This window comes from Idiomarina zobellii, from assembly GCF_900100855.1.
In the GTDB taxonomy this organism is placed as follows: domain Bacteria; phylum Pseudomonadota; class Gammaproteobacteria; order Enterobacterales; family Alteromonadaceae; genus Idiomarina; species Idiomarina zobellii.
In genome coordinates this window covers 79300-101799 of the sequence record NZ_FNCB01000001.1, presented here as the reverse complement: position 1 = coordinate 101799, position 22500 = coordinate 79300, and the positions used below count along the sequence as shown (strand labels likewise).

The following is a 22500-nucleotide window of genomic DNA, read 5'->3' as shown; positions in this document are numbered from 1 at the left end:
ATAATGGTTTATTAGAGGTCGGTCATTAATAATGAAACGGATAGACATTGACGACGATTTGTACGCCTATATAGCTAGCCACACTCGCGAAATTGGAGAAAGTGCTTCCGATATTCTGCGCCGTTTGCTGGATGTTGATAAAACGACAGAGCCGGCACCTGCCAAGCCGGAAAAGACGAAAGCAGACAGTGTCTTTAACCGCCTAAATGAGCAGGACGTGCGCATTCAAAAGAGTGTCGTCGCCCGCTTTTTATACATATTAAGCATGCTGTACAAAAGTCACAGTGACCGTTTTGCTGACGTGTTGGACATACGCGGTCGTGACCGTCAGTACTTTGCGCGCACTGAAGACGCGCTGCTGAGCACCGGTAACAGTACCAATCCGAAACAAATACCTGATGCGCCGTACTGGGTTATAACCAACACCAATACGACCAAGAAAAAGTCAATGCTGACGCAGGTTGCAAAGACGTTAGGCTACAGCTCTGCTGATGCAGAAAAGATAAGGGATTTTTTATAATGGCAAATTCATCGCGCGCCGGGCAATTGGCGCAAGCTAGTGACTTAACCAACATTGCACAGTTGACCAGTGCCTACTATGTGTATGAGCCAGACCCACGCAAAGCCGAACAAAAAGTCAGTTTTGGTACTTCGGGTCACCGAGGTAGTTCGTTAAAGCGTTCCTTTAATGAAGCACATATTTTGGCGATTGCACAAGCGATTTGCGCGTACCGCGAGGAGCAGGGCATTACCGGTCCTATTTTGGTGGCTAAAGACACTCACGCACTGTCTGAGTCGGCGTATTTAAGTGCTTTAGATGTGTTTTTAGGCAATGGTCTGGAAGTGCATGTTCAGGCAGCGCACGACTACACGCCAACACCGGTATTGAGTCGAGCGGTTATTCAATGGAACAAGAATAATAGCGCCAAAGCCGATGGTGTGGTTATTACCCCGTCGCACAATCCACCGCAGGACGGCGGCTTTAAATACAACCCGCCACACGGTGGCCCAGCGGGCGGTGACGCCACTAAGACCATTGAAAAGTACGCAAATGCGTTGTTGTCGTCAGGACTTATTGGCGTGAATACCTGCGAAAGCGAAGACGTTCTTGAACACCCGGGGCTGACGTTTGTAGATTGGCGCAAAGACTACATTGAGCATTTAACCGACTGCGTGGACATGGATGCTATTGCGAAAGCTAACTTAACGCTGGGCGTTGATGCCATGGGTGGCTCGGGTGCAAAGTACTGGTTACAAATTGCTGAGCATTATGGGTTAAACATTGATGTCAAAAATGCGGTGGTCGACGCGACGTTCTCGTTCATGTCGCTCGATAAAGATGAAAAGATTCGCATGGACTGCTCGTCACCTCATGCAATGGCGTCGCTGCTGGAGCTGAAAGACAAATACGACTTAGCCATGGGTAATGACCCGGACTATGATCGTCACGGTATTGTGACCCCAACGCATGGTTTAATGAATCCGAACCATTATTTGTCAGTGGCTATCGACTATTTGAGTAAGAACCGCTCCTGGTCAGACGCTGCCGCTATTGGTAAAACGCTTGTATCCAGCGCGATGATAGACCGAGTTGTCGCTGCCAATGACCGAAAACTGATGGAAGTACCGGTTGGTTTTAAATGGTTCGCAGAAGGCTTAGCGGACCAGAGCATTGCGTTCGCGGGCGAGGAAAGTGCTGGTGCAACCATGCTGGACCGTAACGGTGATACCTGGACGACAGACAAAGACGGTATTGTTTTAGCTTTGCTGGCCGCTGAGATTCTGGCGACAACGGGCAAGAACCCCAGTCAATATTATGATGAACTGTGCGAGCAGCATGGTACGTCGTTTTATCGCCGGGTCGATACAGCATCCTCAATAGAAATGAATCAGCGCTTTAAAGGCATTCGTGCTTATAAAGTGAAGTTGCCAACGCTTGCCGATGAAGCAGTCACGGACATTACCACCAAAGCGAAAGGGAACGACGCGCAGTTTGGCGGTATTAAAGTGACTACTGAGAACGGTTGGTTCGCGGCGCGCCCGTCAGGTACAGAACCTGTTTACAAAATATACGCTGAAAGTTTTGTTGGTGAAGAGCATTTAGAAGCGATACTCCAGCAAGCCGCTGAGTGGGTCAACGACTTACTGGCTGATAAATAACCTTCTGCTAACGGAGGATAGCGTTACTTTCTATTTCGCTATCCTCGTCTTCCTCTTCTTCCTCAAGACTTTCAGGCGCTTCTTCCGCCATTGATGTTAACAGCTCGTCAGAGGTTTGTGACGGTGCCAAAATAGCGAAGTTGCTGTGTAGCTGGTCTTCTGCTTTTGCACGACGAGTCACTCGATACAGCGTATACAAGCACACCAGCGCGGTAAGACTGGCCAACAGTAAGAAGAAGAAATTTATGGCGCCAAACTGCATGAGTGCGGCAACGGCCGGTGCCCCGATAATAGAGCCTGCACCACCTATTTTGATAATAGCGCCGGTGGCACCAACCATCTGATCCTTTTCCAAATAGTCATTGGTGTGCGCCATGCCTAGCGAATACAGAGGCAATATAAAGGCACCCAGTAAACCCACCGCCAGGTAAATTAAAATAGCGTTGGATGCGCCCAGTTGTGAGAGCAATACGGCAACACCCGTGCCGCCGGCCGCACAAATAGCAATAACAAAACGGCGATCAATTCTGTCCGATAAAAGTCCAAATGGCGCCTGGGAAATGAGTCCGCCGAAAATGAAGGCTGCCATAAAGATGGTAATTTGAAAGACACTTAGGCCAATGTAAGAGGCATACATGGGTCCAATGCCGTAAAACATTGCGTAGCAGGCCTGCATAACGAACGCATTCACAACCCCTAACGGCACCGTTTTTAATAACAGTGAAACCGGCACTTTTTTGTTTTCATGAGTGGTTGGCTCGACCGTAACGCTGACCAAAATGGGTATAAGCGCCAGGTTAATGAGCAGGGCAACAATAGCGAAAGCAACGAAGCCAGCAGGGTCGGCGACGCCTAGTATCAGCTGGCCGGCAATGAGTCCGCTGTAGATAATCACCAGGTAAACCGACAGCAGGGTGCCGCGGCTTTTGTTGTCGGCCATGGTATTGAGCCAGCTTTCAACAATGACGAAAATACCGGAAATGGCAAAGCCGGTAATAAAGCGCATAACAAACCAGACAACCGGGTCGACCCATATTGCCTGCATTAAAATACTGAACGCGGCAAGAGCGGCGAGGCCACCAAACGAGCGAATATAGCCGACACGACGAATGTCTTTCGGTGCGCGGGTTGAGCCAAATAAATAGCCAATAAAATAGGCTGACATGATAAAACCGGTAACCAGCGTACCGAAGTCTTCGATAGTGGCGCGCAAACTTAACAGGGTACTGGTCATACCCACTACAACACCAATGAGACTGATGCTGGTAAGCAGTGAGCTGATTCCCCGAAGTTGTTGTTTTAGCATGTCTTTACCGCTGTTTTTGAATTTATGGCAATCATAGCGTCAGTTGCCTTTTTTTCATAGGGGAGATTCCCACAAGCTTATCCACAAGTTGTTACTTGCTGTTCTGGTTTTGGCTGTTTAATATGCTCTCAAAGTCTTATTAGGATGATGTCATGTCACGGTTGCTAAGTCGCTTTGCTTTTATTGCGTCAATTACATTGCTGACAATGCTCTATAACGGCAGCGCTCAGGCAAAGCTGGTTGATAACCTGTATTCAGCGGAAGTGGAAGTTGCCTCGCAAAGCAATTCTCATAGGCAACAAGCCATTCGAGAAGCGTTTGAGCGGGTTATTTTGAAAGTGACCGGACAACCTGAATCTATTGAACATAAGGCTGTTGAGCGAGCGTTACGCAGTGTCAGTAACTATCTCATTCAGTACGGTTACAGTGACAATCAAGGGCAACGCACATTAACAGCGACTTTCGATGGTACCAAGATACGTTCACTGTTAGCAGAGCATCAATTGCCGTATTGGGGTAGCCGCCGACCAGAGCTGTTAATGTGGATTGTGACGGAAAACGAAGATGGTCGCAGAACCATACTCGACAGTTCCGGACAGTCGGTTTTTCAGCAGCAACTCAGTTTTTTCGCACGCCAGTTAAGTTTGCCAATACGTATGCCTTTAATGGATTTAACGGACTCTTTTACGATTTCGCCAACCGATGTATGGGCGCGTTTCATGCAACCTATTAAAGAAACGTCTAAGCGTTACGGTTCCGATGGACTTTTTGTCGGAAAAATAATGCGCAACGCGGAAAGTGAAGAGCCATGGGTTCTGGACTGGTCAGTGGAAGTGGGCGACAGACGTTTGTACGGTAAAGTCTCTGCAACAAGCAAAGACTGGTTGGCAGAGCCGTTAATGCAACAGTTGATGGCTAAGCTGTCTTCTATCTACAGCATGACAGCGTCGGACGAAAGTGTGAGCCAAACCATGGCCATAAAGGTTGAAGGGCTAAACAAACTTCAGCATGTATTAGCGCTTGAGTCGTTCTTAAAAAGTATTGTGTCAGTGCAGGACGTGACATTAAAACAATACTCTCAGAGTCTTTCTGAGTTCGATATTGTGATTAACGGCTCGTTAGATCATGTTATTCAGTCGATAAACCTCGACGGTCGTTTAAAAGTGCGTGACATGGGGCCTTTTGTCAGCATGAGCGAGAATCAGGTACAGACTTATGAATGGCGCGGGGGCAATTAATGCCTCCTCAGCAGTTGCCTTTAGCCGTTCAGTTACCTGACGATGAGACCTTTGAAACCTTTCACAAAGGCAGTAATGAAACGGCGTTAAAATGGTTGCATACGTTGCCTCAAAAGCAGGCACCGTTAGAAACCAGTGAACAGCTGACCTGGCTGTCCGGACCTGAGGGAGTTGGCAAGAGCCATTTGCTGCATAGTCTGGTCGCATCTTCCTCTGAAAATAACCGCGTTTTCTATTTCCCGCTAAAGGAGCTCGCAGGGGTTGACCCCGACGCCGTGCTTCAAGGGGCAGAACAAGCCAGTATTATTTGTCTGGACGACGTCGACAGTGTTACTGACAATGAAAGCTGGTGTTACGAGCTGTTTGCACTGATTAATCGCGTAACTGACAACGAATACAGCCGCTTAGTTATGACCGCGCAACAGTCTGCCGTAAAAACAAACGTCAGTTTGCCCGATTTACACTCCCGTTTTCAGTGGGCGACGGCTTTTCAGTTACAGCCATTAACCGATGAAGACAAAGCACAGGTACTGTCCTTACGAGCGCAATTTCGGGGACTGGAGTTACCTGATGATGTTGCGGCTTTCATGATACAGCGCTTGGGGCGCTCAATGCGTGAGTTGATGAATACGTTGAACGAGTTGGATAAGGCGTCGATTACCTATCAACGCCGTTTAACCATACCTTTTATTAAAAAGATCTTGTCGGTTTAGTCCTGATCTTTCAATTTCTTTAAGCCCAATCCTAATTCGCGACCTTTATAGCGGGCAAAACCCGTTGCTCCGATAAAAGCACCAACCGCAAAAAGCAACTCTAACGCAGCCCATACGCGCTCATCCGGGTGTGTCCATAAAGTGGTTAAAGCATGCAGAAAGTAAAGCATAAGAATAAAGTTCGCCCAGGCATGCGTGTATGGCTTACCGCGCACAAGCCCGGTTAGCGGGAATAGTAGCGGCAATACCCAAAACAGCAAAGAAAGCGAAGTAGGCAAAGACGCCGGTTCCGAACTCGGTAGGCTATGCCACAAGGTGACAAGAACCAGCAATGGCCAATAGCAAAGCTGCGTTAAGACACGATAAAACTGTGGAGATGTTGGCATGAATAAATCCTAAGACATTAACTTTTGAGCGGCTGAGGCAACGCGCTTACCCAAAGCAACCGCAAGTTGGCGTTCATGCTCGGTGAGTTTACCTGAGCCGTCGACATGACTTGCACCATAAGGAGACCCGCCAGACTCGGTTTTATGCAGGGCGGGCTCAGAGTAGGGCAAACCCACCAGCAGCATACCGTGATGCAACAACGGCAGAGCCAGGCTTAGTAAGGTCGACTCCTGGCCACCATGTAACGAGCTGGACGAGGTAAAGACAGCCCCGGGCTTATCAGCTAAGGTCGCCGATAACCACTGAGATGAGGTGCCTTCCCAGAACTTCTGTAAGCCGGATGCCATGTGTCCAAATCGTGTGGGGCTGCCAAGAATCAGAGCATCGCATTGCTCTAAGTCATCGTTGCTGACATCGAGGTCACGTTCGCTGGCAGCATCACTGGCCGTATTAACGGTTCTCAATACGGCCTCGCCACCAGCGCTCGCAACACCTTCAGCAATAGCGTCGGCCAACTGTTGAGTGGCACCACCGCGGCTGTAATAAAGGATTAAAACCTGCGCCATTAAAGAATATCCAGTACCGACTCCGGAGGCCGCCCAATAGCCGCCTTATCGCCTTTAATGACTATAGGGCGTTCGATAAGCTTAGGGTTATTGACCATGGCGGTAATCAGTTCATTTTCGTCACTGACACCAGCAAGCCCCAACTCTTTGTAGATAGCCTCCTTTTTCCGCATAAGCTCGTCTGCAGAAAGTCCAAGTTTGCTCAGAATGTCTTTTAATTCAGCAGCGTTTGGCGGAGTTTTGAGGTACTCGACAACTTCTGGTTCAATAGACTTCTCTTTGAGAAGCTCAAGGGTTTGTCTTGACTTTGAACAACGTGGGTTATGATAAATTGTTACTTCACTCATTTTTGTCGTACCTTGTAGTCTCTCGTAATGCACTAATACTAACTAAACGGGGTTAAGAATGAAACTCGCAGTCATTGCTTTCGTTGCTTCTTTTATGCTGTTGGGCTGCTCTGAGTCAGTCGATGTCACGACCGATACTGGTAACACTTACGACTGGTCTTCAATGCAGGGGCAAACGGTGGTGGTTAACTATTTTGCCGAGTGGTGCGCTCCGTGCTTAAGAGAGTTACCCGAACTGAATGAGTTTCACCACCAAAAGCCTGAAAACGTCGAGCTTATTGGTGTCAGCTTTGATCCTATGTCGAATGAAGATTTAGCCGCATTGAAGAAAAAGCACGGTATTGAATTTCCGCTGTCACTGACTCAGCCGGCACCCGCATTTCCATTCGAGCGACCCAATATGCTGCCGGCAACCTATGTGATCCGACCGGATGGCAGTGTTGATGGACCGCTCATGGGCGAGCAAACGTTGGACTCCCTGAATAACGCTGTGGGCGCCGAGTAACATCACATAATGTTTCTGGCTTGGTTTTCGAGCGCTCGCAGTTGGTCTATGCGAGCGTTAATGCGCTTACGGGTAATATCATTGTCCGTGTGGTTATGCGCTGTGTGCAGCTGATTAATGGCCAGCGAAAAGTTACCACGTAACGCCAATGCCTCGGCGCGAGTTTCGTACATGGCGGCTCGCTTCCCACTTTTCTCATACACGCGGGTCAGTAAGTCGAGTGCTAACGGGTGGTTCGGGTTTTGCAGCAAAAACTCGCGCAATAGCTTTTCAGCGAGCTTACCGTTACCGGATGTAAGTGCCGCATTGGCAAAGTTAATGGTAATGACCGGCTCAGTGGGTTGACGAATATACTTACTTTCCAGCCACTCCATAACGTATTCGTAGTTTTCCTGCCCCAACAAAATGTCAGTTTGAACATCTATGTAAAATGGGTTGTTGGGATCGTTATTAAGTAAGCTTTTTATATGCTCTTCGGCAGCGTTGTAATGACCTCTATCCAGGGCGATTATTGCCAACCCGTAAGTGCCAGCGCGTTGGTTAATTGGGTTACTGCTGTTCGCCATATCCTGAAAATCGGAAACTGACGGATTACCCGCGTAGCGAGCTTCAACACGAGCTTTTGCTAAGGCAAACTCAAGACTGGGTTTTACATCGATACGGCGCATCGACTCCGCTCGTGCTCGAGTGTCAGCAATACGTGACTCGGGGAGCGGGTGAGTCATAAGCATTTCTGGTGGTTTACTGACATAACGATACTTTTCCGCTAAACGACCGAAAAAATCCGGAGCCCCCATGGGATCAAAGCCAGCGGCTAACAGAACAGACAAACCAATGCGGTCAGCTTCTTTTTCATACAGGCGCGTGTAGTTAATTTGCGACTGTCCAGTTGCCCCCAATGTCGTATACAAACCGGCCATACCGGCTTCCGGGTTAGCCATACCTAAAAGAATTGAGCCAATAACGCCGGCAATGGTCATGGGCATATTCTGTTGTTGCTCTTGCATGCGGCGGACAATATGGCGCTGTGTTACGTGAGCCACTTCATGCCCGAGTACAGCGGCCAGCTCGGACTCGGTGCGGGCTTCCTGAATAAGTCCGGTATGCACACCTACGTAACCACCCATAAACGCAAAGGCATTAATTTCGTTATTGCGTATCCAGAAAAAGTTAAAGGGGTATTTCACGCCACTGCTGTGGCGAACTAAGCGTTGTCCTAAATTACTTAAGTAGTTATCAAGAACTGGGTCGTAAATAATGGGAGCCTGCGCCCGCACCTGACGCATGTAAAAGTCGCCAACTACTTGCTCGCGTTCAATGCTCAGAAATGCTGCGCCAGTGGTGCCTATTTCAGGAAGTCTGCGACTGTCTTGTGCGCTGTAAGCAAATGCAGTAAAAAAGGTGGTAACAGCAACAACAGCGGGCAGCAAAGTTTTTAGCAGCGTTTTATACATCGACGACTCAATTAGTGAAGTTACAAATACTCAGGTTTTGTCACTGATAAGAGTGATTTTTTCATCTTTAGTTCCTTTTTACTCTATGGGGTTACGGAAAGATTGCAAGGACTGATATTATCCTTGTAAGAATCTCCGGGAGATAACAGTTCATGTTTGATTACATAAAGCAGTGGTATCAACGTAAGTTTTCAGATCCTAACGCGGTTACCTTATTCCTGTTACTGGTGGTGACAGTCGTTGTCATTGTTCTGTTTGGTAACTTACTGGCGCCGCTTATTGTTGCTATTGCGCTTGCTTACCTGCTTGACTGGCCGGTGACTCGTCTTATGTATATGGGAATGTCGCGGTTAACGGCCACTATTATCACTTTTGTAGCGTTTTTGGCGCTGGCTGTTCTGGTGCTGCTGACACTGGTTCCGGTTATATGGCAGCAAAGCACCATGCTTATTCAAGAGTTGCCGAATATGATAGGTAACTTACAGATATGGTTGCATAAACTGCCGGAAATGTTCCCAAGCGTTATCGATGAAAGCCAAATTAATGAGCTGACTCAGTCGTTGAAGAGTCGTGTCGTTGGTTTTGGCGAAAGCCTGGTAACAGTCTCTGTCACTTCGTTAATAAACCTTATGGCTATGTTGGTTTATTTAATAGTCGTGCCGCTGCTTATTTTCTTCATGTTGAAAGATCGTGACGTGTTAATGGCTAACTTCAGTAAGTTACTGCCTTCTAACCGCGCACTTATTACTCAGGTCGGGCAGGAGATGAACCTGCAAATTATGAATTACATTCGCGGTAAGGTAATTGAGATTATCGTCGTGGCGATAGTGTCCTTTGTGACCTTTAGCTTGTTTGGGCTCCAGTTTGCTTTGTTACTGGCCATTCTCGTCGGCTTTTCGGTGCTCATTCCGTACATTGGTGCAGCGGTGGTCACAATTCCTGTCGTTTTAGTCGCGTTGTTCCAGTTCGGACCTACCGCCCCGTTTGTGTGGCTGACGGTTGCTTATCTCATTATTCAGGCGCTCGATGGTAACTTACTGGTGCCGCTGCTGTTTTCTGAAGCAGTGAGTTTAAACCCGGTCTACATTATTGCTGCGGTATTGATATTTGGTGGTATTTGGGGGTTCTGGGGTGTGTTCTTTGCCATTCCGCTGGCTAGCTTGGTTAAAGCTGTGATAACCGCCTGGGATACCGGTACTAGCAATATAGAACAAACGGAAGCGAAAACGGAAAAAGCCTCGTCATAAAGTGACGAGGCTTAGTGCCTAATATGAGTATGGTTTAGCCTTTCAGGTGCTCTAAGACCACGTCGTGGTGTTCTTTGGTTTTGAACTTATTGAATACCTTTGAAATGGTTCCGTCTTGTTCAACCAAAAAGCTAATACGATGAATACCGTCGTATTCTTTGCCCATAAATTTCTTCAGGCCCCAAACACCGAAGTCTTCAGCAACTTTATGGTCTTCGTCGCTAAGCAGGGTGAAGTTCAATTCGTCACGTTCAGTGAACTTCGCCAAATGCTTAGGGGCGTCAGGGCTAATACCCACTGAAACAACGTTATGCTTCGCCAACTCGTCACGCTGATCTCGCAAGTTTTGAGCTTGCACGGTGCAGCCTGGTGTCATGGCTTTCGGATAAAAGTAAACCAGTACACGGTGCTCTTTCAGCAAGTCTTTTAGCGACACTTCGTTTTCATTTGCGTCTAATAGTGTGAACTCAGGCGCTTTGTCGCCAGCTTGTAATGTATTCATGACTGTCTCCTTAGTCTTCCAATAAATGAATAGGGGTATCTTAACCAACAGCTTATACGTTAGGAAAGCTTAGTCCGGTTTTTCTTAGGTTTACGGAACCTTCTGACTAAGATACGTTCCTATCACTTGTGTTTCGTTAGGGCTGGCATTAACATTGTTGCCCAAAATTTAGGACTTGGAGAAGGTATGCTGAAAGGCAGTATCGTTGCACTGGTCACTCCTTTTACCAAATACGGTAATGTGGACTACAGCGAACTTGAGTTTCTGGTAGAACAACATATAAAAGCAGGAACCGACGCTATTGTTGCCGTGGGAACAACCGGCGAGTCAACGACATTAACCCACGAAGAGCATATTAATGTGGTCAATGCGGTGGTTGAGCTGAGTGCAGGACGTATTAGCGTTATCGCTGGAAATGGTTCAAACTCTACCAGTGAAGCCGTGCAACTGACCAAAAAAATGACCCAAGCCGGCGTTGACGGCTTTTTGAATGTCACACCATATTACAATAAGCCTTCCATGGCTGGTCTGATGGCGCACTTTGAAGCTTGTGCCGACGTTACCGACAAACCTCAAATTCTTTATAACGTGCCGGGCAGAACTTGCTCTGACATGACGCCAGATATCATCGAGAAGCTGGCACAAATCCCCGGCGTTGTTGGCGTGAAAGAAGCCACTGGCGATGTCAGCCGTGTTGCAGAGATTAAAAAGCGCTGTGGTAACGGCTTTATTTTGTTAAGTGGCGATGACCCAACGTCTCGTGAGTTCATGCTTGCTGGAGGTCACGGTGTTATTAGTGTCACTGCAAATATAGCGCCAGAGCAGGTGAAAGCCATGGTTGATGCAGCCGTTAAAGGCGACTCTGAGACAGCAAACAAACTCGATGAACAACTAGCGCCGCTGCACGACATGCTATTTATTGAATCTAATCCTATTCCGGTCAAATGGGCGTTAGCGCTCATGGGTTGGTGTAGTGCCAATTATCGCCTTCCGTTAACACCGCCAGAAGAGGCGAATCAGGCCATTATTGAGTCGGTGTTAGAGAAAGCTAATCTTATTAATACTCAGGAGTCATAATGAAATTGTCCTACCTTGCCCTGGCGCTAATCGCAGCGACGCTTGCTGGTTGTTCCGCGGCAGATAGAGAAAGAGCCAGTGGCGGTTTTGATTACGTCAATATTCAACCAACGGATACCTTGACGTTGCCTGGCGATCTTGAACGTCCTGAGCGGGATTCTGATTACGCTGTGCCGCAGACCGATATAAAAAATGCTCCGATTGGGCAGCGTGTCAACATTACAGCCCCTCAACAAGTGCGTCCATTAGGCCTAGGTAGCCGGGTACTGGAGACTGAAACTGAAACGCGGGCGTATTTCGATATTGTTGATGGTATGGGTGATTCTGTTACTGAATTTGTAAAAGAGGCCGCAGAAACGGTGCTTGAGCGTCGTGGTATTAGCTATGACGTGCAAAGTGATGGTCACTGGTTAACTGAAACGATGAGTCTTCAGCAAACACTGGACGGCGAGGGTGGTTTTCTCGGCTTTGGCGGTGAAGAAGATAAGTTACAAGAACGAACGTTCCGCTACGAACTTATTCAGGAAACTGAGTCGCACAACCGCACCACGTCACTGCGAGTTAACATTGATAACTTTACGCAAAAAGTTGATGGTCGCACGGTGGATGTTGCGCCAGTAGTCGGAAATAACCTCGAAGCAGACTTACTTAATGCTATTATTTCTGAAGTAAACCGTAAGCAACAGCAGGCTGTGGCACAGCTTAAAGCTGAAGGTATTGATACCCAGCTGACTCAGTCTGACGCTGGAGAAAATATCTTGTTGGTTGAAGATAGCTTTGATCAAGCATGGCCATTGGTGAATCTTGCGCTACAAAGCATTGGCTTTGAAGTCGAAGACTTAAACCGTGAAACCGGTACTTATTTTGTTAGCTACAGCGAACCGGACAGCGGCTTCTTGTTTATTGGCGGCGACGACTACGAACCGCTGAATATCGAAGAAGGTGAGTACGAATTTAGATTGCTTGAGTCTGGAGAGAATACTGCTGTACGCGTCTATCAAGATGATACAATGGTATCTGAGCAGTGGCTGCAAGCGGTTTATGAGAATTTCCGAGCAGCTGTCAAACAGCAAAGTAAACTGTAATTAAGTGCGAGTGGAACAATCAATGGAAAAGCGCAGTGAGTTGTACCGGGGTAAAGCGAAGACGGTTTACCACACCGATGATCCAGACCGTTTAATTCTGGAGTTTCGTAACGATACATCGGCTTTTGACGGTGAAAAAGTTGAGCAGCTTGACGATAAAGGCAAGGTAAACAATAAGTTTAACCACTTTATCATGAGTAAGCTGGAAGAAGCCGGCATTCCAACCCAGTTGGATGAATGTATCAGCGATACCGAATCGGTAGTGAAAAAGCTCGACATGATTCCAGTCGAGTGCGTGGTGCGCAACTATGCTGCGGGCTCTTTGGTTAAACGCTTAGGCGTTAAAGAAGGTATGGAATTAAATCCGCCAACCTTTGAGTTCTTCCTGAAGAACGACGCGCTGCACGACCCAATGATCAACGAGTATCACATTCAGGCATTTGGTTGGGCAAAAGCTGAGCAAATTGAAAAAATGAAAGAACTGACGTTCAAAGTGAATGATGTTCTGAAAAAGCTCTTTGCTGATGCAGGCTTGCTGTTGGTTGATTATAAGCTTGAGTTTGGTGTCTTTAACGGCGAAATCATGTTAGGCGACGAATTCAGCCCGGATGGATGCCGCTTATGGGACGCCGAAACCCGCGAAAAGCTCGACAAAGATCGTTTCCGCCAGGGTCTTGGTGGTGTCGTTGAAGCTTATCGTGAAGTGGCTAAGCGACTAGGCGCGGATATTTAATCCCGCTTGTCTTTATGGTCCGTTTCAGAGTCGTCTTTCTTTTCTGATGACTTTGTTCCGGGCCATTTAAATTTCGCACTGTATTTTAAGACCATCAGATTACTGACAATAACACCTATTACCAGGGCTATTAGTAACCACACCAAATGTTCGTCCATCCCTCATCCTCAGTTATTGTATCAATATAATGTTTTTTTATCGTTGGCAGGTTATCCAGAATACAGGGTTTGCCTTCAATATCGAGCGCACTAATAGTGCCCTCCAGAACCTCTAATGACAGCAGCTTGTGACACTGACTGGAAATTGGCCGGTAACTTAAGTGCCAGGGCTCTTGTGCGACACCGCCCTGATAACGGGCATACGGGAAAAAGAAGCCATACTCATGAGCGTGCTGAGTAAGCCATTGCCATAGTTCATAGCACGGGCCGGATTCATTGACGTACTCACCGGGCACGAGCTCCAATTTTAGCGTTTTGTCAGCTTCGAAAGGGCGCGGATCATAAACATCTAAATCCGTTCCCCAATGATGTCGACTGCCACCAGGAAGTGCCGACCAGTGCAATATTGCCCACAGCTTTTCAGTATCGCTTAAGGCATTGGCGTTAATAATCTCGCCATTTTTATCGCGCAGAGTGAGTTCTCCCCGCCACTTGCGATTCCAAATTGACAGCTGGCGATCTAAAGAACGGAATCCCGATGCAATACGAACTTCAATGCCGTTATTCGAAGCCGCTTGTTTGAGCTTAACGTAGGCCCTTGCCGCTTGCTCTTCGAGTCGCTGGTTTTCTATATCGACCAAATGCGATTCGTCGGCGCCGGTGACTTGCCTTAGCGTTAACACAGCAGGTTCTCCATACAACGCAGGTAGAGCGCACTGAGTTTGTCTAGGTCGTCGGCTTTCACTCGTTCGTTCACTTTATGAATGGTGGCATTCACCGGTCCTAATTCGACAACTTGGGTGCCTGTTGGTGCAATAAAGCGACCGTCAGATGTGCCGCCGCCGGTGGATAACTCAGTCTCGAATCCGCATTCATCCTGTATGGCGTGGGTAACCGCTTCAATTAAACCGCCGGAATCGGTTAAAAATGGTGGGCCGTTGAGCTTCCACGTCAGTGAGTATTTTAAGTTGTGCTTGTCCAGAATAGCTTCGGTGCGCTGCTTTAATTCTTCAGCAGTGACCTCGGTGGAAAAACGAAAATTAAACTGTGTGTCTATACGACCGGGTATTACATTACCCGCACCGGTGCCTGCGTTTATGTTAGACACTTGGAACGTTGTCGGAGGGAAGCTTGCGTTACCTTCGTCCCATTGCTCATTAACCAGGTCACTTAACGCGGGCGCTATTTTATGCACCGGGTTATCCGCCAGGTGAGGGTAGGCAACATGCCCCTGAATGCCCTGTACTGTTAGGTCGCCGGTTAAACTGCCACGGCGCCCGTTTTTAACCACGTCACCGAGCTTATCAGTGCTCGAAGGCTCACCGACAATGCACCATTCAATCGGCTCATTGCGCGCTTGTAAAGTCTCTATGACACGTTTGGTGCCATTTATAAAAGGGCCTTCTTCGTCACTGGTAATGAGAAAGGCGATATCCGCATCAACATTGGGGTGTTTTTCGATAAAGGCTTCGGTGGCCGTTACCATAGCCGCCAGGCTGCCTTTCATGTCGGCAGCACCTCGGCCGTATAAGTACCCATCATGAATAGTGGGCTCAAATGGCGGAAACTGCCAGTCGTTGACATCCCCGGGTGGAACAACATCTGTGTGCCCGGCAAAGCAGAACACTTTACGTCCCTGACCGCGGCGTGCCCATAAGTTGGTGGTGTCTTCAAACACCATGGTTTCCAGCTCAAAACCCAGTGCTGCCAAACGTTCGCCAATAACTTGCTGGCAACCTTCGTCTTCCGGTGTGACAGAGGGCCGGGAAATGAGCTCTTTGGCTAATGCTAGTGTTTCGGAACTCATAAGTAGCGTTTACTCCACTGTGCATCTTTAAAGCCACAGTGAATACCGTCACTGTCTTTTACTAATGGGCGTTTAAATAAGGTCGGTTGCTCTGCAACCAATTCAGCCAGCTGGTTATTATCGGTTAAGGCTTTTTGGTCATCAGAAAGGTTACGCCAGCTGGTACTGCGTTTATTAATGAGTTGTTCAGCCGGTAGTTCATTCAGCCAGTCCAGAACCGTTTCTTTTTCCAGAGGTTGCTCACGAACATCAATAAACTGATAGTCAACGCTGTGTTTATCTAACCACTTCAGCGACTTCTTAACAGTGTCACAGTTTTTAATTCCGTAAATGGTCAACATACTTCTATTACTCCGGTTCTTCGTTAAGACAGGTTTCATTGGCAAAAACACGGCCGCTTTGCAGCCAGTGCACGGGCAATTCACTTGCTTGCTCGGTTAATGCAGATAATAACACGCTTAACCCTTGCTGTGACTGCGGTAAACTGCGTAGTCTGGGGAGGTTTAACGAGGCAAGCGGTGCACCTTGCTCCACTCGCTCAGCGCGACGACAAAGCACTTTTAGCGCGTCATGCGTTAAGTATTGTTCACCACGACCTAAAATGAGTTGCAGGGAAAAGTGCTCGTTGACTTTAATGGCGATATAATCGCCACTCTGGCTTAAGTGCAGCAATTCGCCGGATACTGGCGCATATAAGGTACTGCCTGTTATGCTGAGTTGCAGGCCTCGGCCAAGCAATTCGCTTCCCGGAATAGCGGAGGCAGAACGCGCCGACTGAACCCGCCCGGTTATAGGCGCGTATATTGATGGAAGCTGAGGTTGGGGCACTGCGGTTGACCCTCTTATGGCGTTAATTTTAAGAGTATAGTGACAAAGCGTGGGAAGCTTATCAACTGTATCCACATTATCTGTGGATATCTTTGTGCACTACACGGTTGTAACAGTGTAAGGCACTGAAAAGTAAAAGTTATTTGCAAAGGTCGAATATCGTACAACGGTCATTTAATTGATCATTAATGCAGCGGTTTTAGGAGTTATTCAGTTGAGCCAGTCGTTTTTTCAAACACTTCGTGACGGAAAAACCTACGCTGAAACGTGGCCTCACCACTCAGTGGTTGCGGCAATGACAGAGTCCCGGGTTATTCCAATGACACGCAAAGGTGTCAAATGGGTGCCGGGTATAGCAGTAATTAATGCATTACTGACCTGGCAGTTTTTGCCACAAGAGCAGTTGGCAACAGGCATTATGCTGTCGCTGATTATGCTGAGTTTACCGTTACAGGGTATTTATTGGCTGGGATGGCGTTCACAGCAGCAGCTGAAGCCGCTGTTAAAACGTTGGTATTTGGAGCTAAGGCAGAAGCTTGAGGCGCAAGGTATTCCGGTTAAAGCGGCTAACAACAATGCGCCTCGATACATGGATTTAGCCATTGTTCTGCGACAGGCGCTTGATCAGCTCCCGCCGCATGAACATTAAGGTTACACGTTAAAGGTTGACCAAACAGGGGCGTGGTCAGAAGGCTTTTCTATACCGCGAAGCTCGTAATCAATGCCGGTATCTTCACATTTCTCGGCCAGGCTCTCGGTCGCTAAAATTAAGTCAATGCGAAGGCCCCGGTTGTCGTCAAAGCCACGAGAGCGATAGTCAAACCAGCTAAATTCGTTGTCCGTATCCGGGTTCAGCAGGCGGTAAGTGTCCTGGAAGCCCCAGTTCATCAGTGTTTGAATCCACTCACGCTCTTCGGGTAAGAAACTGCATTTACCGGTGCGCAGCCAGCGCTTGGCGTTGTTTTCACCAATACCAATGTCATGGTCAATGCGCGAAATGTTCATATCGCCCATAACAATCACCGGGTCGTCGGCAGAGAGTTCGGTATTCAGGTAATTCATTAAGTCCTGATAAAACTTTTCTTTTGCCGGGAATTTGGTGGGATGGTCACGACTTTCGCCCTGTGGGAAGTAGCCATTCAATACACGTACACGTTTACCACTTTCAAGTGGGTAGTCACCCATAATCATTCGGCGCTGCGCGTCTTCATCGTCAGTCGGGTAGCCAAACTGTGGGTTTTCCAACGGCTTTTTGCTGAGCATGGCAACACCGTAGTGACCTTTTTGGCCATGATAAATGACGTGATAACCCATCGCCTCGACATCTGCCAGGGGGAATTGGTCGTCATGAACTTTGGTTTCCTGCAAACCGATAATATCGGGCTGGTGTTTATCGATAACCGCCTGAAGTTGGTGCAAACGTGCGCGAATACCGTTGATATTGAATGATATTACTTTCATTGAGTGTCCTGTCGTCATGCTATTTTGCCAAAAGCATAACATAAGCGGAGAAAAACTTGGGATGCGAAAATATAAGAAAGTTCGTATACTCGGGCGGGCGTTAGGTAGGGAGAATAAGACGTGCAGCAGCTACTTAATAATTTAGGAATGATGATTCGTCCGCATTTTTATGAAATTGCGATGATGATTGTGGCCACTTTGTTGGTCATTTACGGTAATGAAATTAATAAAATGGTTAAGCGCCAGGTTGCGCATTGGCACTTCCTTTTCAGAACCTTAGTGTTTGTGGTGGTGTGTGCCTTTGGCTACGGTTGGCTGTTGGTTTGGTTTACACCGGTTTTAGCCGGCTGGCTGGGTCACATACCACTTCAGTTTGTAGCTGTCAGCACTATAGGCATTGTCTTTTTGCTGGGTACTCTCGCCGAACGAAAGAAACAATTATAAATCAGGGACAGTAGTATGAGCGACTGGATTGATATTAAAGCCGGTGCGCAAGCGTATCAGCACATTCAGGAAAAGCAGTTAACCGCTGACGACATTGGCTTGTTGTTGGGCGCATCAGGCGGACCAAAGTGGTTTGTGCTGCAGGGCATTGACCGTTGGATGTTCGGTGACTTTTTTAAAAACAACAATAGGCCCTTAAATACACTGGGCACCTCTGCCGGTGCATGGCGTTTTGCAGCGCTTGGTCAGCAGGACCCGGTCGCTGCCAGTGACTTGTTTTGTCAGCTCTACAGCACACAAACCTACAGCGAAAAGCCGGATCGGGCGGAAATTACCAGCGAAGCCAAAATATTGCTCGATAAGTACATTTCTGACAAAGCCGTTGAAGAAATATTGGGGCAGTCAGCGTTCCGTCATCACTTTATTGTTGCCCGGTGTCGCGGGTGGACAGCCTCGGAGTCACGTCGACAACTCGTTGGACTGTTGAATTCAGCGGTTGCTAACGGCATCAGCCGGCGTTGGTTAGGCCGTTTTTACGAGCGTGTTATTTTCCACCATCCGGACTCTGATGCCGCGTTTACAAAAGACTGGAATGATTTACTCACTACCCGAGTCGCGCTGAGCCAGGAGAACTTCCAGCCCGCTATTTTGGCGACTGGCTCAATTCCTTTAGTGCTTGACGGTGTTAAAGATATTCCCGGTGCGCCTAAAGGCATTTACCGTGACGGCGGTGTTACTGACTATCACTTCGATCTCGATTTCAGCAATGTTGACGGTTTGGTGCTATACCCGCACTTTAATCGCGATGTTATTCCGGGCTGGTTCGATAAACGACTTACCTGGCGTCGGACTACTGGCAAGAAGTGGCCTAATGTTATTTTTATTAGCCCTTCTGAGGCGTTTATAAAATCGTTACCTTACGGAAAAATTCCGGACAGAACCGACTTCGCTAATTTAGATGCAGAAACACGGATGAACTACTGGCGTAAGGCAATTGACGCTGGACGTCGAATGGGTGACCAATTACAAGACTGGGTAGAAAACGGCACGTTAAGAGAAAAAGTAAAACTCTGGACGCCTTAGTTGTTAAAACCCTTACAAGCCGTGAGTATCAAAACTGGCGTCGCATAACTGTTCAAAACGCTCGGCGGCCAAGCGTCGGGCGCTATTCAGTTGTTTTGCTGTTAATTGATGAATCAGTGACTGCAGCAGTTCGCTTGCTCCCTCTTCACCGGCATTTTCTGCCAATGTTAACCAACAGCAGGCATGAAAAATACTGTGGGGTAAGTCGCGACCTTGCATAAACATTTGGCCTAAATACAGCATGGCTTTGCTGTGTCCGAACAGTGCAGCGCGGCGAAAATGCTTAGCTGCTTCAAACCCTTGACCCTCTTTCATTAAATCGGCAGCTCGTACGTAGTGGTGTTTAGCAAAGCGTTGCCAGTACTCAGGACCACGAACCGTGGGTTTATTTTTAGCGGGCAGGCGAGTCTTGGCCAGCTCAATGAGCTGATCAACCTGTTGTAATAATGCGTTTTGCCATTCGTTGACGTTCGCCTGACTCATCCGGAATTGGTTATTTTTATGTTATTGTTGGCGTCAGTGTACACTATGTTTTTCAGTGGGCAAACTGCCTGAGTAACAAGGACTATTCGCGCTTCAATGAAAACGCCAATTTCAAATGATAACCTCGCCGCGCTATTAAACGCAGGGAACTGCCTGAGTCTTTTTATTTGGGAAGATGTGCCGGGCTGGCCGGTTCTGTTCGTGTCAGACAATGTCGAAGCGCTTTTGGGTTACCCGAAAGACCAGTTAATGAATCGCGATATCGAGTATCAGTCGCTGGTGCACGAAGAAGACTTGCCTCGGGTTCTGACAGAAGTTGAAGCACTCACCAGTCTTGAGTCTGGAGAGTCTATTACTCACGAAGACTACCGCTTAAAGCATGCCAATGGGCACGATATTTGGGTATCGGATACCACGGTGGTTATCACCGACGATGATGGCGTGAATTACTTGTACGGGTATCTTATTGATATTACCGAGCGTAAGCAGTTGGAGCTGGCCTTAGAAACAGAGCGTAATCGCCTTAAACTCTTGCTGGATGCGACACGTTTGGGTACCTGGGAATGGAACCCGCAAACCGGTGTGACTTTGTATAACGAGCGCTGGGCACAGATGTTTGGTTGGGAGCTGCATGAACTAGAAGCGCACGTGGCGAACTGGTCCAGTATTTTGCACCCTGACGACTATGAGCAAGTGTGGGAGTCGATAAAAAACCACCTTGATGGTGTAACGCCTTATTACGAGAGCGAGCACCGTATTCGTCACAGAAATGGCAGTTGGGTTTATGTGTTGGATCGCGGAAAAGTCATTGAGCATGACGAAAACGGTAGAGCCACTCGTTTTACCGGAACCGTGACTGACCTGACTGAACAGAAGCAGTCTGAATTAGACGCAAAACGAGCAGCGCACGCGAAAAACGTATTTTTGGCGAACATGTCTCATGAAATACGTACGCCATTGCACGGTATTCTCGGAGTTACGTCGGTTTTAGAAGCGTCAGAGCTCAACAGTAAGCAGCGTGATCTGGTTGAAACCATTAAAGACAGTGGCGACTATTTGCTGACTACTTTGAACGATATTCTCGACCTGACCAAAGCGGAAGAAGGGCAGTTAAAGCTGGTTTTGGGCTCGCATTCGCCTAAAAAAGTGCTTGAGCACATTGCGCATTTGTTTGAAAAGCCAATCGTCGACAAAGGCCTCAAGTTTACTCTGAATATAGCCCCGGATATTCCTGAAGTGACACAAATGGATCAGTCGCGTACGGCGCAAGTGGTCAGTAACTTGGTGAATAATGCCATGAAGTTTACTGAGACCGGCGAAATTAGCCTTTCTGCTAGCTGGGACCGGGAGTCTGACTTTGTCGGAGAGCTTATTATAGAAGTGAAAGACACCGGCGTAGGCATTGAAAATACCCAGCGTATTTGGCAGCTGTTTGAGCAGGAAAAGTACGGTTTGAACAGGCCGAAGGGCGGCAGTGGTTTGGGACTGGCAATTGTCCGAAGTTTGGTGCAGTTGCTCGATGGCACTATTCGGGTCGACAGTGTGCCCGGCGAAGGTTCGTGTTTTACTGTCGTGCTTCCCATGAGGACACAAACAGGAGCAAGTGCGCATACGCCCAAAAGAGAGCTGCCAAGCCTTGCGACCCACCGTGTTTTGGTGGTTGATGACAACCGAGTTAACCAGCTAATTATCAAAGAAATGCTGATGTCGCTTGGGCAAAAAGTGGAAATTGTCAGCAATGCCGAAAAGGCCTTTAAATTGTTCGGTACGCATTCCTACGACGCGCTGTTTATGGACGTGCACATGCCGAATATTGACGGCATGCAGGCTACCCAAAAGCTGCGTGGAATGAAGATAAAACAGCCGTATATTGTGGCGCTAACAGCGGATGCCTTTCCCGAAACTCGCAGACAAGCGATAGATGCGGGGATGGATGATTATGTCACTAAACCTTTTGTTAAAATGGATATTGCCGAAGCCCTTAAACGCTTTGAAGAGCGTCAGAATTCGCACACACATAAGCGTTTGCGATAGTATGGACACCACTTTTAAGACAAAAACAGAATAGGATCGCCGAATGGAGTTTAACAGTCGTTCTTACGTAGTATCTAAAGAGTTGGCGACAGCCGTTAATGCAGCGGTAACACTGGAGAAACCCTTATTACTAAAAGGGGAGCCCGGTACTGGTAAAACACGCCTGGCAGAAGAGTTGGCCGATGCATTGAGCACCGAGCTGCTGACCTGGTCTATTAAGTCGACCACTAAAGCGCAACAGGGGCTGTATGAATATGACGCCGTGTCGCGCCTGCGTGACAGCCAACTCGGTAGTGACAAAGTCCATGACATTAGCAACTACATTCGTCCCGGTAAACTTTGGCAGGCCTTTACTGCCGATAGACGGCCGGTACTGCTCATTGATGAAATTGACAAAGCCGATGTGGAGTTTCCCAACGACTTACTGCATGAACTCGACCAAATGGCGTTCCATGTTTACGAAACCGGAGAGCAAGTAAAGGCGCGTGTACGTCCTATTGTTCTCATTACCTCGAATAACGAAAAGGCGTTACCGGATGCCTTTTTAAGACGCTGTTTTTTCCACTACATCCAGTTTCCTGACGAGGCGACTCTGAAACAAATTGTTGATGTGCATTATCCGGATATTCAGAAAGAGCTGATTGATACAGCATTGTCGCTGTTCTTTGATTTGCGCGAAGTGCCCGGGCTTAAGAAAAAGCCGTCAACATCTGAACTGTTAGATTGGTTACGCCTGTTACTGACTGAAGATGTTAGTGCCAGCCAGTTAAAACAAAGCCAGCAAAGTGGTGACTTATTGCCGCTCTCTGGTGCGTTATTGAAACATGAGCAGGATATTGAACGAGTGACTGAACTTGCCCGCATGCAGCGCCGGTAGTTGTT

27 protein-coding genes are annotated in these 22500 nt (G+C 47.8%); 14 read left to right on the top strand and 13 right to left on the bottom strand.

All coding sequences use genetic code 11. The features are described from left to right. Window positions 1-31 precede the first annotated feature (31 nt). Both BLT32_RS00460 and pgm read left to right on the top strand, forming a co-directional pair. On the top strand, window positions 32-520 hold the full coding sequence (locus BLT32_RS00460) for an N-carbamoyl-L-amino acid amidohydrolase (protein WP_053952345.1): 489 nt from the start codon (window positions 32-34) through the stop codon (window positions 518-520). Further along, on the top strand, window positions 520-2160 hold the full coding sequence (gene pgm / locus BLT32_RS00455; RefSeq protein WP_053952344.1) for a phosphoglucomutase (alpha-D-glucose-1,6-bisphosphate-dependent): 1641 nt from the start codon (window positions 520-522) through the stop codon (window positions 2158-2160). Before BLT32_RS00460 ends, pgm begins: the two co-directional genes overlap by 1 nt. A 7-nt stretch (window positions 2161-2167) precedes the next feature. Here pgm and BLT32_RS00450 read toward each other — a convergent pair whose 3' ends face one another. Then, window positions 2168-3466 carry an MFS transporter gene (locus tag BLT32_RS00450; protein ID WP_053952343.1) on the bottom strand — a complete coding sequence of 433 codons (1299 nt, stop codon included), beginning with the start codon at window positions 3464-3466 and terminating at the stop codon, window positions 2168-2170. Window positions 3467-3618: 152 nt separating this feature from the next. On the opposite strand from BLT32_RS00450, the gene BLT32_RS00445 reads away from it, so the two are divergent. Both BLT32_RS00445 and hda read left to right on the top strand, forming a co-directional pair. Continuing rightward, window positions 3619-4704 (top strand): DUF2066 domain-containing protein, encoded by a 1086-nt coding sequence (locus BLT32_RS00445; RefSeq protein ID WP_053952342.1) that lies wholly within the window; start codon window positions 3619-3621, stop codon window positions 4702-4704. Continuing rightward, the gene (gene hda / locus BLT32_RS00440) at window positions 4704-5417 is read left to right on the top strand and encodes a DnaA regulatory inactivator Hda (RefSeq protein WP_053952341.1); all 714 of its coding nucleotides are present in this window, start codon (window positions 4704-4706) and stop codon (window positions 5415-5417) included. Before BLT32_RS00445 ends, hda begins: the two co-directional genes overlap by 1 nt. Here the strand turns inward: hda and BLT32_RS00435 are convergent. Genes BLT32_RS00435 through arsC form a run of 3 tightly spaced genes read right to left on the bottom strand, consistent with a single transcriptional unit; the run spans window position 5414 to window position 6717 of the window. Next, window positions 5414-5803: a DUF2069 domain-containing protein gene (locus BLT32_RS00435; protein ID WP_053952340.1), complete on the bottom strand. Its 390-nt coding sequence runs from the start codon at window positions 5801-5803 to the stop codon at window positions 5414-5416. The two genes, hda and BLT32_RS00435, sit on opposite strands and share 4 nt — an antisense overlap. Window positions 5804-5812: 9 nt before the next feature. Then, window positions 5813-6370 carry an NAD(P)H:quinone oxidoreductase gene (gene wrbA / locus BLT32_RS00430; protein ID WP_053952339.1) on the bottom strand — a complete coding sequence of 186 codons (558 nt, stop codon included), beginning with the start codon at window positions 6368-6370 and terminating at the stop codon, window positions 5813-5815. Next, window positions 6370-6717 carry an arsenate reductase (glutaredoxin) gene (gene arsC / locus BLT32_RS00425; protein WP_053952338.1) on the bottom strand — a complete coding sequence of 116 codons (348 nt, stop codon included), beginning with the start codon at window positions 6715-6717 and terminating at the stop codon, window positions 6370-6372. Before arsC ends, wrbA begins: the two co-directional genes overlap by 1 nt. 58 nt (window positions 6718-6775) lie before the next feature. Here arsC and BLT32_RS00420 point away from each other — a divergent pair, with 58 nt between their 5' ends. Further along, the gene (locus BLT32_RS00420) at window positions 6776-7222 is read left to right on the top strand and encodes a TlpA disulfide reductase family protein (protein ID WP_053952337.1); all 447 of its coding nucleotides are present in this window, start codon (window positions 6776-6778) and stop codon (window positions 7220-7222) included. A gap of 2 nt (window positions 7223-7224) precedes the next feature. Here the strand turns inward: BLT32_RS00420 and bepA are convergent, their stop codons facing one another. After that, window positions 7225-8676, bottom strand: a complete 1452-nt coding sequence (gene bepA / locus BLT32_RS00415) for a beta-barrel assembly-enhancing protease (RefSeq protein ID WP_053952336.1) — start codon at window positions 8674-8676, stop codon at window positions 7225-7227. Window positions 8677-8828: 152 nt separating this feature from the next. On the opposite strand from bepA, the gene BLT32_RS00410 reads away from it, so the two are divergent. Beyond that, window positions 8829-9923, top strand: a complete 1095-nt coding sequence (locus BLT32_RS00410; RefSeq protein WP_053952335.1) for an AI-2E family transporter — start codon at window positions 8829-8831, stop codon at window positions 9921-9923. A gap of 34 nt (window positions 9924-9957) precedes the next feature. Here BLT32_RS00410 and bcp read toward each other — a convergent pair whose 3' ends face one another. Further along, entirely contained in the window at window positions 9958-10425 is a 468-nt protein-coding gene (gene bcp / locus BLT32_RS00405) for a thioredoxin-dependent thiol peroxidase (RefSeq protein WP_053952334.1), read from the bottom strand. Between the two features lie 186 nt (window positions 10426-10611). On the opposite strand from bcp, the gene dapA reads away from it, so the two are divergent. From dapA to purC, 3 genes are read left to right on the top strand one after another with little or no spacing between them, the layout of a single operon-like run. Continuing rightward, the gene (dapA, locus tag BLT32_RS00400; RefSeq protein WP_053952333.1) at window positions 10612-11502 is read left to right on the top strand and encodes a 4-hydroxy-tetrahydrodipicolinate synthase; all 891 of its coding nucleotides are present in this window, start codon (window positions 10612-10614) and stop codon (window positions 11500-11502) included. After that, complete coding sequence (gene bamC, locus BLT32_RS00395; RefSeq protein ID WP_053952332.1) at window positions 11502-12587, top strand: NlpB/DapX family lipoprotein; 1086 nt, start codon at window positions 11502-11504, stop codon at window positions 12585-12587. The genes dapA and bamC overlap by 1 nt, the downstream gene beginning before the upstream one ends. 22 nt (window positions 12588-12609) lie before the next feature. Beyond that, window positions 12610-13320 (top strand): phosphoribosylaminoimidazolesuccinocarboxamide synthase, encoded by a 711-nt coding sequence (purC, locus tag BLT32_RS00390; protein WP_053952331.1) that lies wholly within the window; start codon window positions 12610-12612, stop codon window positions 13318-13320. On the opposite strand, the gene BLT32_RS13010 is transcribed toward purC, so the two are convergent. From BLT32_RS13010 to BLT32_RS00365, 5 genes are read right to left on the bottom strand one after another with little or no spacing between them, the layout of a single operon-like run. Beyond that, a complete protein-coding gene (locus tag BLT32_RS13010; protein ID WP_235443937.1) occupies window positions 13317-13415 on the bottom strand; it encodes a hypothetical protein in 99 nt (32 codons plus the stop codon). The genes purC and BLT32_RS13010 overlap by 4 nt on opposite strands. Before the next feature lie 35 nt (window positions 13416-13450). Further along, window positions 13451-14161: a M15 family metallopeptidase gene (locus BLT32_RS00380; protein WP_053952329.1), complete on the bottom strand. Its 711-nt coding sequence runs from the start codon at window positions 14159-14161 to the stop codon at window positions 13451-13453. Continuing rightward, window positions 14155-15285: a succinyl-diaminopimelate desuccinylase gene (dapE, locus tag BLT32_RS00375; protein ID WP_053952328.1), complete on the bottom strand. Its 1131-nt coding sequence runs from the start codon at window positions 15283-15285 to the stop codon at window positions 14155-14157. The genes BLT32_RS00380 and dapE overlap by 7 nt, the downstream gene beginning before the upstream one ends. After that, complete coding sequence (locus BLT32_RS00370) at window positions 15282-15626, bottom strand: arsenate reductase (protein ID WP_053952327.1); 345 nt, start codon at window positions 15624-15626, stop codon at window positions 15282-15284. Before BLT32_RS00370 ends, dapE begins: the two co-directional genes overlap by 4 nt. A gap of 7 nt (window positions 15627-15633) precedes the next feature. After that, the gene (locus BLT32_RS00365; RefSeq protein ID WP_053952326.1) at window positions 15634-16113 is read right to left on the bottom strand and encodes a PTS glucose transporter subunit IIA; all 480 of its coding nucleotides are present in this window, start codon (window positions 16111-16113) and stop codon (window positions 15634-15636) included. Window positions 16114-16327: 214 nt separating this feature from the next. Between BLT32_RS00365 and yfbV the strand changes: the two genes are divergently transcribed. Then, a complete protein-coding gene (yfbV, locus tag BLT32_RS00360; protein ID WP_053952635.1) occupies window positions 16328-16762 on the top strand; it encodes a terminus macrodomain insulation protein YfbV in 435 nt (144 codons plus the stop codon). 2 nt (window positions 16763-16764) lie between these two features. Here the strand turns inward: yfbV and xthA are convergent, their stop codons facing one another. Then, on the bottom strand, window positions 16765-17574 hold the full coding sequence (gene xthA, locus BLT32_RS00355; RefSeq protein WP_053952325.1) for an exodeoxyribonuclease III: 810 nt from the start codon (window positions 17572-17574) through the stop codon (window positions 16765-16767). 120 nt (window positions 17575-17694) lie between these two features. On the opposite strand from xthA, the gene BLT32_RS00350 reads away from it, so the two are divergent. Together BLT32_RS00350 and BLT32_RS00345 are read left to right on the top strand one after the other, a co-directional pair. Continuing rightward, window positions 17695-18018, top strand: a complete 324-nt coding sequence (locus BLT32_RS00350; protein ID WP_053952324.1) for a DUF3392 domain-containing protein — start codon at window positions 17695-17697, stop codon at window positions 18016-18018. A gap of 15 nt (window positions 18019-18033) precedes the next feature. Continuing rightward, window positions 18034-19101 carry a hypothetical protein gene (locus BLT32_RS00345; protein ID WP_053952323.1) on the top strand — a complete coding sequence of 356 codons (1068 nt, stop codon included), beginning with the start codon at window positions 18034-18036 and terminating at the stop codon, window positions 19099-19101. A gap of 12 nt (window positions 19102-19113) precedes the next feature. Here BLT32_RS00345 and BLT32_RS00340 read toward each other — a convergent pair whose 3' ends face one another. Continuing rightward, entirely contained in the window at window positions 19114-19584 is a 471-nt protein-coding gene (locus BLT32_RS00340; RefSeq protein ID WP_053952322.1) for an SEL1-like repeat protein, read from the bottom strand. 96 nt (window positions 19585-19680) lie between these two features. Between BLT32_RS00340 and BLT32_RS00335 the strand changes: the two genes are divergently transcribed. Both BLT32_RS00335 and BLT32_RS00330 read left to right on the top strand, forming a co-directional pair. Continuing rightward, the gene (locus tag BLT32_RS00335) at window positions 19681-21618 is read left to right on the top strand and encodes a PAS domain-containing hybrid sensor histidine kinase/response regulator (RefSeq protein ID WP_053952321.1); all 1938 of its coding nucleotides are present in this window, start codon (window positions 19681-19683) and stop codon (window positions 21616-21618) included. Window positions 21619-21661: 43 nt separating this feature from the next. After that, window positions 21662-22495, top strand: a complete 834-nt coding sequence (locus tag BLT32_RS00330; protein ID WP_053952320.1) for an AAA family ATPase — start codon at window positions 21662-21664, stop codon at window positions 22493-22495. The last annotated feature ends 5 nt before the right edge of the window (window positions 22496-22500 follow it).